The 13,600-nt window shown below is 70.1% G+C and carries 14 protein-coding genes; 11 read left to right on the top strand and 3 right to left on the bottom strand.

Translation table 11 applies throughout. The annotated features are described in order from the left end of the window. The first annotated feature begins 70 nt into the window (after positions 1–70). From ACYVLJ_RS02030 to ACYVLJ_RS02020, 3 genes are all read left to right on the top strand, one after another. Positions 71–1,444: a glycoside hydrolase family 28 protein gene (locus ACYVLJ_RS02030; RefSeq protein ID WP_460437552.1), complete on the top strand. Its 1,374-nt coding sequence runs from the start codon at positions 71–73 to the stop codon at positions 1,442–1,444. 78 nt (positions 1,445–1,522) lie between these two features. Continuing rightward, complete coding sequence (locus ACYVLJ_RS02025) at positions 1,523–3,412, top strand: acyl-CoA dehydrogenase family protein (RefSeq protein ID WP_460437551.1); 1,890 nt, start codon at positions 1,523–1,525, stop codon at positions 3,410–3,412. A 99-nt stretch (positions 3,413–3,511) separates the two neighbouring features. Continuing rightward, positions 3,512–3,970 carry a hypothetical protein gene (locus ACYVLJ_RS02020; protein WP_460437550.1) on the top strand — a complete coding sequence of 153 codons (459 nt, stop codon included), beginning with the start codon at positions 3,512–3,514 and terminating at the stop codon, positions 3,968–3,970. A 46-nt stretch (positions 3,971–4,016) separates the two neighbouring features. On the opposite strand, the gene ACYVLJ_RS02015 is transcribed toward ACYVLJ_RS02020, so the two are convergent. After that, positions 4,017–4,865: a DUF2382 domain-containing protein gene (locus ACYVLJ_RS02015; RefSeq protein WP_460437549.1), complete on the bottom strand. Its 849-nt coding sequence runs from the start codon at positions 4,863–4,865 to the stop codon at positions 4,017–4,019. A gap of 237 nt (positions 4,866–5,102) precedes the next feature. Between ACYVLJ_RS02015 and ACYVLJ_RS02010 the strand changes: the two genes are divergently transcribed. The 6 genes from ACYVLJ_RS02010 (at position 5,103) to ACYVLJ_RS01985 (ending at position 9,727) form a co-directional block, all read left to right on the top strand. Beyond that, the gene (locus ACYVLJ_RS02010; protein WP_460437548.1) at positions 5,103–5,327 is read left to right on the top strand and encodes a hypothetical protein; all 225 of its coding nucleotides are present in this window, start codon (positions 5,103–5,105) and stop codon (positions 5,325–5,327) included. Between the two features lie 76 nt (positions 5,328–5,403). Continuing rightward, the gene (locus ACYVLJ_RS02005; protein ID WP_451968205.1) at positions 5,404–5,877 is read left to right on the top strand and encodes a carboxymuconolactone decarboxylase family protein; all 474 of its coding nucleotides are present in this window, start codon (positions 5,404–5,406) and stop codon (positions 5,875–5,877) included. Positions 5,878–6,020: 143 nt separating this feature from the next. Next, positions 6,021–7,448, top strand: a complete 1,428-nt coding sequence (locus ACYVLJ_RS02000; protein WP_460437547.1) for an APC family permease — start codon at positions 6,021–6,023, stop codon at positions 7,446–7,448. Continuing rightward, positions 7,445–7,870 (top strand): hypothetical protein, encoded by a 426-nt coding sequence (locus ACYVLJ_RS01995; protein ID WP_460437546.1) that lies wholly within the window; start codon positions 7,445–7,447, stop codon positions 7,868–7,870. Before ACYVLJ_RS02000 ends, ACYVLJ_RS01995 begins: the two co-directional genes overlap by 4 nt. Further along, positions 7,867–9,207, top strand: a complete 1,341-nt coding sequence (locus ACYVLJ_RS01990; protein ID WP_460437545.1) for a M20/M25/M40 family metallo-hydrolase — start codon at positions 7,867–7,869, stop codon at positions 9,205–9,207. The genes ACYVLJ_RS01995 and ACYVLJ_RS01990 overlap by 4 nt, the downstream gene beginning before the upstream one ends. A gap of 103 nt (positions 9,208–9,310) precedes the next feature. Then, positions 9,311–9,727 (top strand): DUF6069 family protein, encoded by a 417-nt coding sequence (locus ACYVLJ_RS01985; protein ID WP_460437544.1) that lies wholly within the window; start codon positions 9,311–9,313, stop codon positions 9,725–9,727. On the opposite strand, the gene trhA is transcribed toward ACYVLJ_RS01985, so the two are convergent. After that, positions 9,724–10,365, bottom strand: a complete 642-nt coding sequence (trhA, locus tag ACYVLJ_RS01980; RefSeq protein WP_451969813.1) for a PAQR family membrane homeostasis protein TrhA — start codon at positions 10,363–10,365, stop codon at positions 9,724–9,726. The genes ACYVLJ_RS01985 and trhA overlap by 4 nt on opposite strands. Positions 10,366–10,478: 113 nt before the next feature. On the opposite strand from trhA, the gene ACYVLJ_RS01975 reads away from it, so the two are divergent. Next, entirely contained in the window at positions 10,479–11,255 is a 777-nt protein-coding gene (locus tag ACYVLJ_RS01975) for an isoprenyl transferase (protein ID WP_451968197.1), read from the top strand. Between the two features lie 53 nt (positions 11,256–11,308). On the opposite strand, the gene ACYVLJ_RS01970 is transcribed toward ACYVLJ_RS01975, so the two are convergent. Then, positions 11,309–11,554 carry a hypothetical protein gene (locus ACYVLJ_RS01970; RefSeq protein WP_451968195.1) on the bottom strand — a complete coding sequence of 82 codons (246 nt, stop codon included), beginning with the start codon at positions 11,552–11,554 and terminating at the stop codon, positions 11,309–11,311. Between the two features lie 724 nt (positions 11,555–12,278). Here ACYVLJ_RS01970 and ACYVLJ_RS01965 point away from each other — a divergent pair. Beyond that, positions 12,279–13,571: a PhoH family protein gene (locus ACYVLJ_RS01965; RefSeq protein ID WP_451968193.1), complete on the top strand. Its 1,293-nt coding sequence runs from the start codon at positions 12,279–12,281 to the stop codon at positions 13,569–13,571. Positions 13,572–13,600: the final 29 nt, after the last annotated feature.

The raw sequence follows: 13,600 nt of genomic DNA, 5'->3' as shown, positions 1-13,600 counted from the left end.
TTCGTCGTGCCCACGGTCCGTGCCGTGGTTCCGCCGTCGCACAGGGTCTTTCCCGTGAAGGAAGGCGTCCATGGACGGCAGGTTCACCCGGCGGCAGCTGATCAAGGGCACGCTGGCGGTCTCACTGGTCCCCGGCATCCCGGCCGCGCCCGCGCGCCGGAACCGCGTCGACGTCCCCACGCTCCCGTGGCCGGCGGCGAACGACATCGTCGCGAACACGACGATCCCCGCGTTCCCCGACCGGAGCTTCCCGATCACCGGCTACGGCGCGAAGAACGACGGCAAGACCGACAACACCGCGGCGATCAGGAAAGCGGTCGACGCCTGCAACGCGGCCGGCGGCGGGCACGTGATCGTCCCGGCCGGCGGCAGTTTCCTCACCGGCGCGATCTACCTCAAGAGCAACGTCGACCTGCACCTCGAAAAGGGCGCGACGCTCAAATTCAGCGGTGACGCCTCGAAGTTCCCGAACGTGCTGACGCGCTACGAAGGCATCGAGTGTGTCAACCGTTCGCCGATGATCTACGCGTACCGGGAAAAGAACATCGGCCTCACCGGCGGCGGCACGCTCGACGCCGCCGCGACGTCGTCGTGGAACAAGGGCACCGACCGCGCGTACCTGGAAACGCTGGTGGCCAAGGGAACCCCGCCGGAGAAGCGCGTCGTGCCGGGTTCCGGGCACACCATGCGCTCGACGTTCGTCGAGCCGTACGCCTGCGAAAACGTGCTGATCCAAGGCGTCACGCTGAAGAACTCCATGTTCTGGCAGTTGCACCCGACGCTGTGCCGCAACGTCACGGTCGACGGCGTCAGCACCGACCCCAGCACCGCGCACTCCAACACCGACGGCTGCGACCCGGAGTCGTGCGACCACGTCGTCATCGCGAACTGCGACCTCGGCGCGCACGACGACAACATCGCGATCAAGTCCGGCCGCGACGCCGACGGGCGCCGCGTGAACGTCCCGTGCCAGAACCTCGTCGTCGTGAACTGCGTGATGAACGGCAACTGGGGCGCGATCACCTGCGGCAGCGAGCAGACCGGCGGGATCCGCAACGTCTACGCGTACAAGCTCACCGTGAAGGGTGACACGAAGTTCGCGCTGTACGTGAAGTCGAACACGCTGCGTGGCGGGTTCTCGGAGAACATCAACCTCGACAGCGTCAACGGCACCTTCGCCCGCAACTACGTGTTCGTCACGGCGACGTACAACAACCAGACGGGGAGCACCCCTCCCTCCTTCGGGCCGTTCACGATCAGCAACTGCTCGACCACGAAGGTCGCGGGCAAGACCTTCGACGTCAGCGGGCTGGCGAACGCCCACGTGCACGGCTTCAGCGTGGCAAACTCCACGTTTGACGGCGTCGCGGACACGTCCGACACGCTGAAATACGTGGACAACGCCCGGTTCTCGAACACGACGGTGAACGGCAAGCCGATCTGAGACCTGCGGAACCGGCGCGGCTGCGGCAGGCTTACCACCAAGTAGCAAGCCTGCCGCACGTCCTATCCGGAGGTAGCCGTGGACGTCCCCGAAGTGCCCGCGAAGGTGGATCCGGACGCGCTGACCACCGTCCTCGACGGCCGTTGGGCCGAGCTGCGCCGCGGCGTGCGCGCGCAGATGACCGGCACGGAGTTCCGGGACCCGGTGGCCCTCGACGTCGAGGCGCACCGCGCCCAGGTGCTCGACCAGCTGCGCGCCCTCGCCGAAACCGACCGGCCCGGCCTGGGCTTCGACCCGGCCTACGGCGGCGGTGGCGACGTCGGCGGCTCGGTGACGTCGTTCGAGATGCTCGGCTACGGAGACCTGTCGCTGATGGTGAAGGCCGGGGTCCAATGGGGACTGTTCGGCGGCGCCGTCCAGCTGCTGGGCACCGAGCGCCACCACGAGCGGTACCTCCGCGAGATCGTGAACCTGGACCTGCTGGGCTGCTTCGCGATGACCGAGCACGGCCACGGCTCCGACGTCCAGCACCTGCGCACGACGGCGACCTTTGTGGACGGTGGCCTCGTCGTCCACACACCGGATGCCATGGCCACCAAGGAGTACATCGGCAACGCGGCCCGCGACGGCCGGATGGCGGTCGTGTTCGCCCAGCTGGTCACCGGGTCCGAGGAGCGCGGTGTGCACGCGTTCCTCGTCCCGATCCGCGACGCCGACGGCGCGCCGATGCCGGGGGTGTCCATCGAGGACTGCGGCCCGAAGGCGGGCCTGAACGGCGTCGACAATGGACGGTTGAGCTTCGACCACGTCTGCATCCCGCGCGAGGCCCTGCTGAACCGCTTCGGCGACGTCGCGGAGGACGGGACGTATTCGAGCCCGATCGAGAGCGACAGCCGCCGGTTCTTCACGATGCTGGGCACGCTGATCCGCGGCCGGGTGAGCGTCGGCGGAAGCGCCGGGAGCGCGACGAAACGCGCGCTGGCGCTCGCGATCCGCTACGGCGAGCGGCGTCGTCAGTTCATGACGCCCGACGGCGACGAGGTCGTCATCCTCGACTACCTCGGGCACCAGCGGAAACTGCTGCCGGCGCTGGCGAAGACCTACGCGCTGCACTTCGCCCAGGAAGAGCTGGTGGCGAAGCTGCACGACATCGACTCGTCGGCGCCGGAGGAGGAGCAGCGCGAGCTGGAGGCCCGCGCGGCCGGGATGAAGGCGCTCAACACCTGGCACGCGACGGCGACGATCCAGGCCGCGCGCGAAGCCTGTGGTGGCTCGGGCTACCTGGCGGAGAACCTGCTGCCCGGGCTGAAGGCCGACACCGACGTCTTCACGACGTTCGAGGGCGACAACACGGTGTTGCTGCAGCTGGTCGCGAAGGGCCTGCTGACCAGCTACAAGCACGACTTCGAGGACCTCTCGCCGCTGGCGACCGCACGGTTCTTCACCGACCAGGTGGTCAGCACGATCCTGGAGCGGACGTCCGTGCGCAAGGCGCTCGAGTCGCTCACCGAAGGGTCCGATTCGGACGTCTTCTTCCGCCGCGAGTGGCAGCTGAAACTGTTCGAGGACCGCGAAGAGCACGTTGTCGAGGGGGTGGCGAAGCGCCTGCGCAAGGCGGCGTCGGACCCGTTCGGCGTGTTCAACGCGGCGCAGGACCACGTGCTGCGCGCGGGCCGCGTCCACGTCGAGCGGCTGGTCCTGGAGGCGTTCGCGGCGGCCGTCGAGCGGTGCGAAGACCCGGACGCCCGCACGCTGCTGGAGCGCGTCTGCGACCTCTACGCGCTGTCGGCGATCGAAGAGGACCTGGCGTGGTTCCTGGGCCACGGCCGCCTGACGGCGTCGCGCGGCAAGGCCGTCACGTCCGCGGTGAACAACCTGTGCGCGCAGCTCCGCCCGCACGCGCGGGTGCTGGTGGACGCGTTCGCCATCCCGGAGCAGTTCCTGGCGGCACCGATGCTCGAGTCCTGATTGCCGGGTTGGCCCGGTTTCCCTTGCCGGGGCGGGGAAAGGGGGCGGTTCGCGTGATCTACGCTTGCGCATCCGCTCCCGCTCCCCGAAGGAACCGCCATGGGCTCACGCCGTGAAAGACGCCTGCTCGAACTCGCCGCGCCGATGATGCAACCGGGCGAAACGCCCGAAGTGATCTCGATGGCCAAGGTCGGCTCGGTCCGCCAGGTCTTCGGCGAAGGCGTCGCCCTCGGGCTGGCCACGGCCGTCCTCAGCGGCGGCATGCTGTTCTCGATCACCACGCAGCGCGAGCTGTACCTGCTGCTGACCGACCGGCAGCTGATGTTCTTCGAAGCGGACCCCTCGACGGGCGGCCCGCGCAAGGCCCTCTTCGGCGTCCCGCGGGGACAGGTGGCGATCACCGAGCCCACGAGCGGCTTCCTGGTGAAGTTCGAGCTGTACGTCCAGGGCTGGGACCGCGCGCTGACGCTGTCGATGCCGCCGATCCCGCCGTCGATGCGGAAGAAGGGCCTGCGGCTGCTGGCGGGGCTGCCGCGCCTGCAGGCCGCGCCCGCCTGAACCCGGGGGCGGCCGGGATCGGGGCCCGGCCGCCCGCTCCGGGCGGTCAGGACCGGCGGTGCTTGCCGTTGTCGTCCGTGACCTCGAACTGCTCCTTGCGCACCTTGCCGGACACGGTCTCCTCGTCGGTGACCGTCTCGGTCCGCAGCCGCGCCCGCTCGACGGGCACGGTCTCCTTGCTCACCACCGGCTTTTCGGCGTGCAGTACGACGTCCTGCTCGGCCTCGCCGATCTCGGCCTTGCCGCGGCCGCCGTCCTTGATCGGCTCCCGCTCGATGCGCACCTCTTCGTGCGACACCGGGACCGTGACCTGCTGCTCCTCGGTGACGACGTACTTGCGCAGCCGCACGTGCCCGGTCTCGACCTGCTCGGTGCCGACGTTGAGCCGCTCCTCCGAGCGCGTCATGGCCTGGTCGTCCCGTTCGGACTTGCCCTTCGCGCCCGCATGACCGCGGCCGGCCATGGCCTGGCCCGTGTCGGCCATTCCGGCCTGGCGACCGGCCTGCCCTTTCCCGGTGCCGCCCATCGCCGGGTCGCGGCCTTGCGTCCGGTCGCCCATCCGGCCGTCGGGCGAGGTCCGCGGCATCGGCAGGCCGTAGTGCTGGTAGAGCCGCGCGCTCTCCTCGGGCGAGAGGTGCCCGTCGGCGTCGATGCGCGGCGCGTCGGAGACGGCGTCCTTGTCGACCCGGACGTGCACGCCGTCCTTGTCGGTGTGCGCGCCCGAAAGCGGGACGAAGCTTTCCTTGGTGCCGAACAGGCCGGTCTTGACGGTGATCCACTCGGGCTGGTGCGTGGCGTCGGCGAGGTAGACGTTGCCGACCTTCCCGAGCTTGTTCCCGGCCGGGTCGACCACGGCACTGTCGATGAGCTCCTGGGGCTGCATGGTCTTGGCCATCGCGGTGCTGCTCCTTTCGCGCGTCGGTGTGTGTGAGGCCACCGTCGGCCGGGTTGTTGATCACGGCAACCGCCGTGGTGCACCCGTGGGTGACCCCGGAAAGTGGTGGTTTGAAGCGCGTCCCGCTGGCGAGGTACGGGGTGTCGTCGCAGGTCGGAGGGGGCGTCCCGGGCGCGGCCGGAGGCGTGGGGGATGGCGCGAAGGTGTGTAACCGCGCCGGGCTGGGAAGGAGAGGGCATGGACCAGTGCGAAGTGATGTGGCGCGTCCCGGCGGACGCGGACGTGGTGATGCAGTTCGTCGGCTGGGACCACCCGCTGCCGGCGGTGGTGCTGCACCTGGGCGGCGTGACGGTGACGCTGGCCCCGCCGCGCAACCGGGCGGAGGAGGCCGAGTTCGCGCGCTTCATGGTGAAGCTGTCGGCGGCCGCCCGCGACGCGGCCGAGCAGGTCCTGCCGGTGTGACGGGTGCCACTGGCCGTGCTGTCACAACGGCGACGCGCTCGTCGTCAATGCGGTGACACCGACGAAGGGAACGGTCATGGAACCGCGGTTCAACATGTTCGAGAACGAGCTCGCCGGCAAGTTCGTCAAGCGCCTGATCGCGGCGGCGCGCCCGGTCGAGGAGTCGTCGCTGCCGCACGCCACGCAGGAGCTGGTGAAGATCCGCGCGAGCCAGATCAACGGCTGCGGCATGTGCCTGGACATGCACACGAAGGACGCGGCCGCGGCAGGAGAGACCCCGGTCCGCCTGGCGATGGTCGCGGCGTGGCGCGAAGCGGTCGTGTTCACGGAAGCCGAGCGCGCGGCACTGGCGCTGACGGAAGAAGGAACCCGTCTGGCGGACGCCCACACAGGCGTCAGCGACGACACCTGGGCCCAGGTCCGCAAGCACTACGACGAGGAGCAGATCGCGGCCCTGACGTGCCTGATCGCGATGATCAACGCGTGGAACCGGCTGAACGTGATCGCGAAGAACCCGGCCGGCGAATACCAGCCCGGGATGTTCGGCTGAGGGTTTTCCCGCGGAAGGGGCTTCGCTGAATCGGCGAGGCCCCTTTCGCGTGCGGATCTCACCCCTGACGGGCGAGCCGGAACCGCTCGCCGGGCCGGAAACCTGTGGGCGCCATCGGAAACTCCTGTCTGGGGGCGATGCCCATGAGCGGTGAGCAGCACCAACCCGGCCGGCCGGCGAGCCCGGCCCCCACCTGGATCTCCTGGGTGGCACTGGCCTTGATGACCACGAGCTCGGTGGCCAGCCTGCGGCCGTCGCCGACGATGGCCGTGTACGGCCTGGCCTGCGTCCTGCTGTACCTCATCCCGGCGGTCGTGTTCCTGCTGCCGACCTCCCTGGTCTCGGCCGAGCTCGCGTCGGGCTGGCCGGGCGGCGTCTACAACTGGGTGGCGCAGGGCCTGTCCAAACCACTCGGGTTCCTGGCCGTGTGGTGCCAGTTCGCGATGACGATCTTCTACTACCCGAGCCTGCTCGGGTACGTCGCGAGCACCCTCGCCTACGTCTTCGACCCGGCGCTGGCGGGCAACGGCGTGTGGACCGCCGTGGTGATCGTCGTGTCCTACTGGTCCGGGGTGTGGATCTCCTCCCGCGGCACGAAGGGCGTCGCCGGCCTCGCGAGCGGCGGGCTGATCGTCGGGACGCTCGTCCCCGGCGCGGTGCTGGTGGTGCTCGGGATCGTGTTCCTGGGCCGGGGGAACCCGTCCGCGGCGCCGATGACCGCCGGCCACCTCCTGCCCGCGTGGACGGGACTGGCGAGCCTGGTGCTGATCGTCAACAACTTCCTGTCGTACTCGGGCATGGAGATGAACGCGGTGCACGTGTCGTTCCTGCGCAGGCCCGGCCGGGAGTTCCCGCGCGCGATGTTCCTCGCGATGGCCCTGGTCCTGGTCATCTTCATCCTGCCGGCGCTGGCGATCAGCTGGGTCGTGCCGGGCGAAGAGCTGTCGCTGACCGCCGGCGTGATGCAGGCGTTCGACGCGGTGTTCGCCGAGTTCGGCTGGCAGGCGCTCACCCCCGTCGTCGGGATCATGCTCGTGGCCGCGTCCCTCGGCGGCATGCTCACCTGGCTGGCCGGCCCGTCGAAGGGCCTGCTGCTGATCTCCCGCCAGGAGGGCTACCTGCCGCCGTTCCTGCAGCGGCTCAACAAGCACGGCGTCCAGCAGAACATCCTGGTGGCGCAGGGGCTGATCACCACCGGGATCGCGCTGCTGTACGCGTTCATCCCGGACGTCTCCAGCGCGTACTGGATCTTCTCGGTGATCACGAGCCAGGTGTACCTGATCACGTACCTGCTGATGTTCGTGGCCGCGGTCCGGTTGCGCCGCACCAGTCCCGGGCACGCGCGGGGCTTCCGCGCGCCGATGCTGAAGTCGTTGTGCGGCATCGGTTTCACGGCGTCGCTGGCCGCCCTGGTCGTCGGGTTCGTCCCGCCGTCCCAGTTCGAGTCCGGCAACGCCGGCGGCTACGTCGTGGTGGTGGCGGCCGGCGCGCTGGGGCTGGGCGTCGTCGTCCCGATCCTGTTCTACCGGTTCCGCAAGCCGTCCTGGAAGCAGGCGGAGGTGACCGCGTGAGCACCCGCCAGCGGTTCGTCGTGTACGGGGTGGCTGCCGCCGTCCTGGTGCTCCTCGTCGTCGTCGCCCTGGCCGCCTGGCGCTCGGCCGCGGCGGACCGGGACGCGCAGCGGAAGGCGGAGCAGCTCGTGTCCGCGTTGTCCGTGGCCGGCGCCCGGATGCGGGACCCCGCGGACGTGGCCCGCGTCCTCGGGAACGACGGCGGGCCGGTGTGCGCCGCGCCGAACGAGGCCCTGGTCAAGGCGGCGGCGCTCGCGGGGTCGGCGAACGGCAGCGGCGGCCCGGGCGCCCGGCCGGGCGTCGCCGACGGCCGGCTGCTGAACGGCGAACTGCTGGTCATCTCGATCTACTGCCCGGCCGAACTGCCCGGGTTCCAGCGCTTCGTCGCCGGCCTCGAAGCCGGCGACCTCGGAGGTGGATGATGCAGCTGCGCACCCGGATCGCCGGCCTGATGCCCCGCGCGAAAGCGGAGCTGGCCGAGCTGGTCGCGTTCCGGTCCGTCGCCGACCCGCGGCAGGCCCCGGCGGCGGAATGCGACCGCGCCGCCGGCTGGATCGTCGAGAAGTTCGCCGAGCTGGGGTTCGACGTCCGCCCGGAGGAGACCCCCGACGGCAGCAAGGCCGTCGTGGGGTCGCGGGCCTGCGCGGATCCGGGGGCGCCCACAGTCCTGCTGTACGCCCACTACGACGTGCAGCCCGCGCTCGGCGAATCCGCGTGGCGCACGGAACCGTTCGCACTGACCGAAGTGGACGGACGCTGGCACGGCCGCGGAACGGCCGACTGCAAGGGGAACGTCCTGATGCACCTCACGGCGTTGCGCGCGCTCGGCGCGGACGTCCCCGTGCACCTCAAGGTGGTGGTCGAGGGTTCGGAAGAGCAGGGCACGGGCGGGCTCGAGCGGTTCGTGCCCCGGCACCCGGAGCTGTTCCGCGCCGACGCGATCCTCGTGGCGGACACCGGGAACGCGGCGGTGGGCCGCCCGGCGGTGACGGTGAGCCTGCGCGGCATGGTGAACGTCGTCGTGACGGTGGAGGCGTTGGCCGGCGCGGTGCATTCGGGCATGTTCGGCGGCGCGGCCCCGGACGCGCTGGCGGCGCTGGTCGCGATCCTGGCGACGCTGCGCGACGCCCGCGGCAACACCGTCGTGCTGGGCTTGGACCACGACGAAATCTGGCTGGGGGAGCAGTACCCCGCCGACCGCTTCCGCGCGGACGCCGGCGTCCTCGACGACGTGGCCCTGCTGGGCGACGGCAGCGTCGCGGACATGGTGTGGGCGCGTCCGGCGCTGACGATCCTGGGCATCGACTGCCCGCCGATCCTGGGTTCGGCGGCAGCGGTCACCCCTCGGGCGTCGGCCCGCCTCAACCTGCGCGTCCCCCCGGGCACGGCGGTCGAGGACGCCGAAGCGGCCCTGAAGGACCACCTCCACTCTGCGGCGCCGTGGGGCGTCCGCGTCCAGGTGGAAACCGAAGCATCGGGAGCACCGTTCCGCGCCACGACCGACGGTCCGGCCTACCGCGCGATGTCCGAAGCGATGCGCGAGGCGTACGGCACCCCGATGACGACCCTCGGCCAGGGCGGCTCGATCCCGCTGTGCACGGTGCTGGCCGAGACGTTCCCGGCGGCCGAGCTGATCCTGCTGGGCGTCGAGGAGCCGCAGGCGAGGATCCACGCACCAAACGAGAGCGTGGACCCGCACGAGCTGGCGGCGATGGCCCTCGCCGAGGCTGTCTTCCTGCGCCGATACGCGGGCAGGTGATGTCTGTGTACACGGTGCCCGTGGTGCTGGTGCTCCTCTTGGTGGGCCCCTTGCTCCTGGAGCGGCTGGAGCGCCGAGTCCTGCCGGCGTCCAAGGAGGACGAGTGACGCCCCGCCTGCAGGCAGGACGCCTGTGGGCCGGCGGAGCGGCAACGGCGGTGGTGGCCGCGCTGACGGCGGTGACGGGCATCGTCATCACCCGTGCCCTGTCCGACGCAACGGTCCTGGCCCCGCAAGGAGACGGCTCGTGGGGCGCCGCGAACACGACGACGTACGCCCTGTGCGCGGCAGGGACGGCCCTCGTGGCGACGGCACTGCTGCACCTGCTGGCCGCGACGACGCCACGTTTCGCCCGGTTCTTCACGTGGATCGGCACCCTGTTGACGGCCATCGCCACGGCTTTACCGCTGGGCCTGGGCGGTTCCAGCGCGCTGGCGACCGCGATCATCAACTTCGTGATCGGCGTGGTGATCGTGTCGACTTTGAACGGGGTGGCTCGGAGCGCTGTCGTGCGCAGCTAGGCGTACATCGCCAGCCAGATCGCGATGTAGTGCGAAACCGCCGCCAGGACAGTGCAGGCGTGGAAGTACTCGTGGTACCCGAACGTCTCCGGCCAGTGATTCGGCCACTTCACGGCGTAGAAAACCGCCCCGAGCGTGTAGAACAGCCCGCCCACGCACAGCAGCACCAATGCCGCCACGCCGGCGTGCGACAGCAACTCCGGGAACACGAACACCGCTACCCAGCCCAGCGCTATGTAGATCGGTACTCCGACCCAGCGCGGCGCGTGCGGCCACAGCATCTTCAACGCGACGCCCAGGACCGCGCCGCCCCAGACGATCGACAGGATCACGTAGCCCGTCGGCTTGGACATCGCCAGCAGGGTGAACGGGGTGTACGTGCCCGCGATGAACAGGAAGATCATCGAGTGGTCGGCGCGCTTCATCCACTTGTACGCCGCCGGGCTCCACAGGCGGCGGTGGTACAGCGCGCTCACGCCGAAGAGGCCGAGGATCGTGAGGCCGTAGACCGATGTCGACAGCGCCGCGACCGGGGACACTGTGGAAGCCGCCAGGCTGATCAGCGTCGCCGCCGCTGCCACGGCGCCGAAGAACGTCCAGAAGTGGATGTGCCCGCGCAGCCGGGGGCGGAGGTCCACTACGGGCTCGGGTGGTTCCGTCGTCACGCTCACCCGTCCAGGTTACGGGACCGTAGGTTGCCCGGCAGCGGTCGAGTCACGCGCCTCACACCGAGTGCGTAGGCTGCCTCGACGTGAGTGTGCGCTCCTTCTTGTCCGACGTCGTGTACAGCGTCTACGGCCGACGCCTCATCCAGCAGGCCGCCGGGCGGCATCCCCGGCACATCGCGATCATGCTCGACGGCAACCGCCGCTGGGCCCGGGAAGCCGGCTTTTCCGACGTCGCGGACGGGCACCGGGCCGGGGCGAAGAAGATCGCGGACTTCCTGAGCTGGTGCCAGGAGGCCGAGGTCGAGGTCGTCACGATGTGGCTGCTCTCGACCGACAACCTCAACCGCGACCCGGACGAGCTCACACCGCTGCTGAAGATCATCACCGACGTCACCGACGAGCTCGCCGCGCCCGGTACGCCGTGGCGCTTGCGGATCGTCGGGGCCCTCGATCTGCTACCCGCCGAAGTCGCAAAGCGACTCAGCGAAGCCGCCGCGCGCACCGAAGGGCGGACCGGGATGGAGGTCAACGTCGCGGTCGGTTACGGCGGGCGCCAGGAAATCGCGGACGCCGTGCGCAAGCTGCTGCGCCACCACGCCGACGAGGGCACGACGATTCACGAGCTCGCGAAAATCCTCGACGTCGACCACATCTCCGAGCACCTCTACACGTCGGGGCAGCCGGATCCGGATCTCATCATCCGCACTTCAGGCGAACAACGGCTTTCCGGATTCCTGCTCTGGCAGTCCGCGCATTCGGAATTCTGGTTCACCGAAGCGTATTGGCCGGCATTCCGGCGGGTCGACTTCCTGCGCGCCATGCGCGACTACGCGTGGCGCCACCGGCGGTTCGGGTCCTGACAAAAGGGAAAGGGCCCCGGAGCGAACTCCAGGGCCCTTTCGCAAGCCTCGACTCAGTGGTGGTGCTCCAGCGAGTGGAGGACCAGCGCCGGGGTGGTGGCGATGCCCGTGTAGGCACCGGCGACCAGGGAGGCCGCGCCGTAGCCCAGGGCGCCGCCGCCCTCGATGAACGTGGCGTAGGCGTCGCCGAACGTCGGGTCCGGGGTGCCCGTCGTGTCGCCCGTCGCGGCGAACGCGGTGCTGCCGATCATCATGAGACCCGCAGCGGTGGCGGCGACGAAACCAGCCTTCTTCAGCACTTCGCACACTCCTAGGTAGAACTGTTGGGATCCGGGGCACCGGGGGTCCGGTGGTGTGTCCCGCAGTGAGAAAATTACCCGTCAAAGGGGCATCTCGTACGGCTCGTACGCCCATTGTGTGAGCCTGCAGCAGGCGCTTTCACTCGGACCGGTTCTCTCTTGGCGGCGCAAAATGCGGCGCGCAACCGAACGTGGTAGAAGCTCTTCAATCGATCTTGCGAATACAACGGGTCAGCGATTTTCCCAAGATCATTCCGACGTGTGTGCATCGATCGAGAGGTCGGTCACTCGCGGTCACCGTCACGAGGCGTTGATGTCGGACGACCGACAGTGAGGTGACGATCTGGCGAATCACCGTGTTGGCTCCCTGCGCGATCTCCGATTCGTAGGTACCTTCCGGAGGTGAGGGCACGCGTTCCGTGCGGGTCCTCGCGGGAGGCCCTGGTCGTGACGGTGATCGAGGGGGCGGCGAAGCCGCCCACGAGTCGCACGAGGGGGCCGGCACCCGGCCCTCGTGGCCGCGCCACCTGACAGCTCGTCAGGAGGAACGGTCCAGCCAGGGAGGTGCCCGGCCCAGCGAGTGCGGGCGTGAGGTGCACACGCCCACGAGGGAGATGCCGTCGTGACTGCGCAGCGTTTGCCCCGCAAGGCCTCTGGCCGTTCTTCGACCGGTGCCGTTCCTGGCCCGGAGAAAGCCTCGACCTCGCCCGAATCCCAGCAGCACATGTACGTGCTCGACACGTCGGTCCTCCTTTCGGACCCGTGGGCGGTCACCCGCTTCGCCGAGCATGCCGTCGTGCTTCCGCTGGTCGTCATCAGTGAACTGGAGGCGAAGCGCCACCACCCGGAGCTCGGCTGGTTCGCCCGGGAGTCCCTGCGCATGCTCGACGACCTGCGCCGGCAGTACGGCAGGCTCGACGCGCCGCTCCCGATCGGGGACCACGGCGGCACGCTGCAGGTGGAGCTGAACCACTCGGACCCGTCGGTGCTCCCGTCCGGGTTCCGCACCGACTCCAACGACCACCGCATCCTCGCCTGCGCGCTCAACCTCGCGGCGGAGAACCAGGCGGTCACGCTGGTGACGAAGGACATCCCGCTGCGGGTCAAGGCCGGGGCCGTCGGTCTCGAGGCGGACGAGTACCGCGCGCAGGAAGTGACGCCGTCCGGCTGGACGGGCATGGCGGACGTCGACGTCCAGCAGGAAGTGCTGGACGCGCTGTTCGGCGGCAGCACCGTCGACCCCGTCGAGTGGGGCATGGACGAGCTCGCCGAGCTGCCCTGCCACACCGGGCTGCGGCTGCTCGCGGGCACCTCCAGCGCGCTGGGGCGGATCACGGCGGACAAGCGCATCCGGCTGGTCCGGGGCGACCGCGAGGCGTTCGGCCTGCACGGCCGCAGCGCCGAGCAGCGCGTCGCGCTCGACCTGCTGCTCGACTCCGACGTCGGCATCGTGTCGCTCGGCGGCCGGGCCGGCACCGGCAAGTCGGCGCTCGCCCTGTGCGCCGGGCTCGAGGCGGTGATGGAACGCCGCCAGCACCGCAAGGTCGTGGTGTTCCGGCCGGTCTACGCGGTCGGCGGCCAGGACCTCGGCTACCTGCCCGGGTCCGAGAGCGAGAAGATGCAGCCGTGGGCGCAGGCGGTGTTCGACACGCTCGGCGCGCTGGTCAGCCAGGACGTCCTCGACGAGGTCTTCGACCGCGGCATGCTCGAGGTGCTCCCGCTGACCCACATCCGCGGCCGGTCGCTGCACGACACGTTCGTCATCGTCGACGAGGCGCAGTCGTTGGAGCGCAACGTGCTCCTGACCGTGCTCTCGCGGCTCGGCACGGCGTCCCGGGTGGTGCTCACGCACGACGTCGCCCAGCGCGACAACCTGCGCGTCGGCCGGCACGACGGCGTCTCGGCGGTGATCGAGAAGCTGAAGGGCCACCCGCTGTTCGCGCACGTCACGCTGACGCGCTCGGAGCGCTCGCCGATCGCCGCCCTGGTCACCGAGATGCTGGAGGACCACGGCTGACGGACCCGGGGCGGCGCGCCCGCGCCGCC

The sequence above is a fragment of the Amycolatopsis stemonae genome (assembly GCF_054781455.1).
The sequence above is the reverse complement of the archived record's forward strand: the minus strand, read 5'-3'. Positions and strand labels throughout refer to the sequence as shown.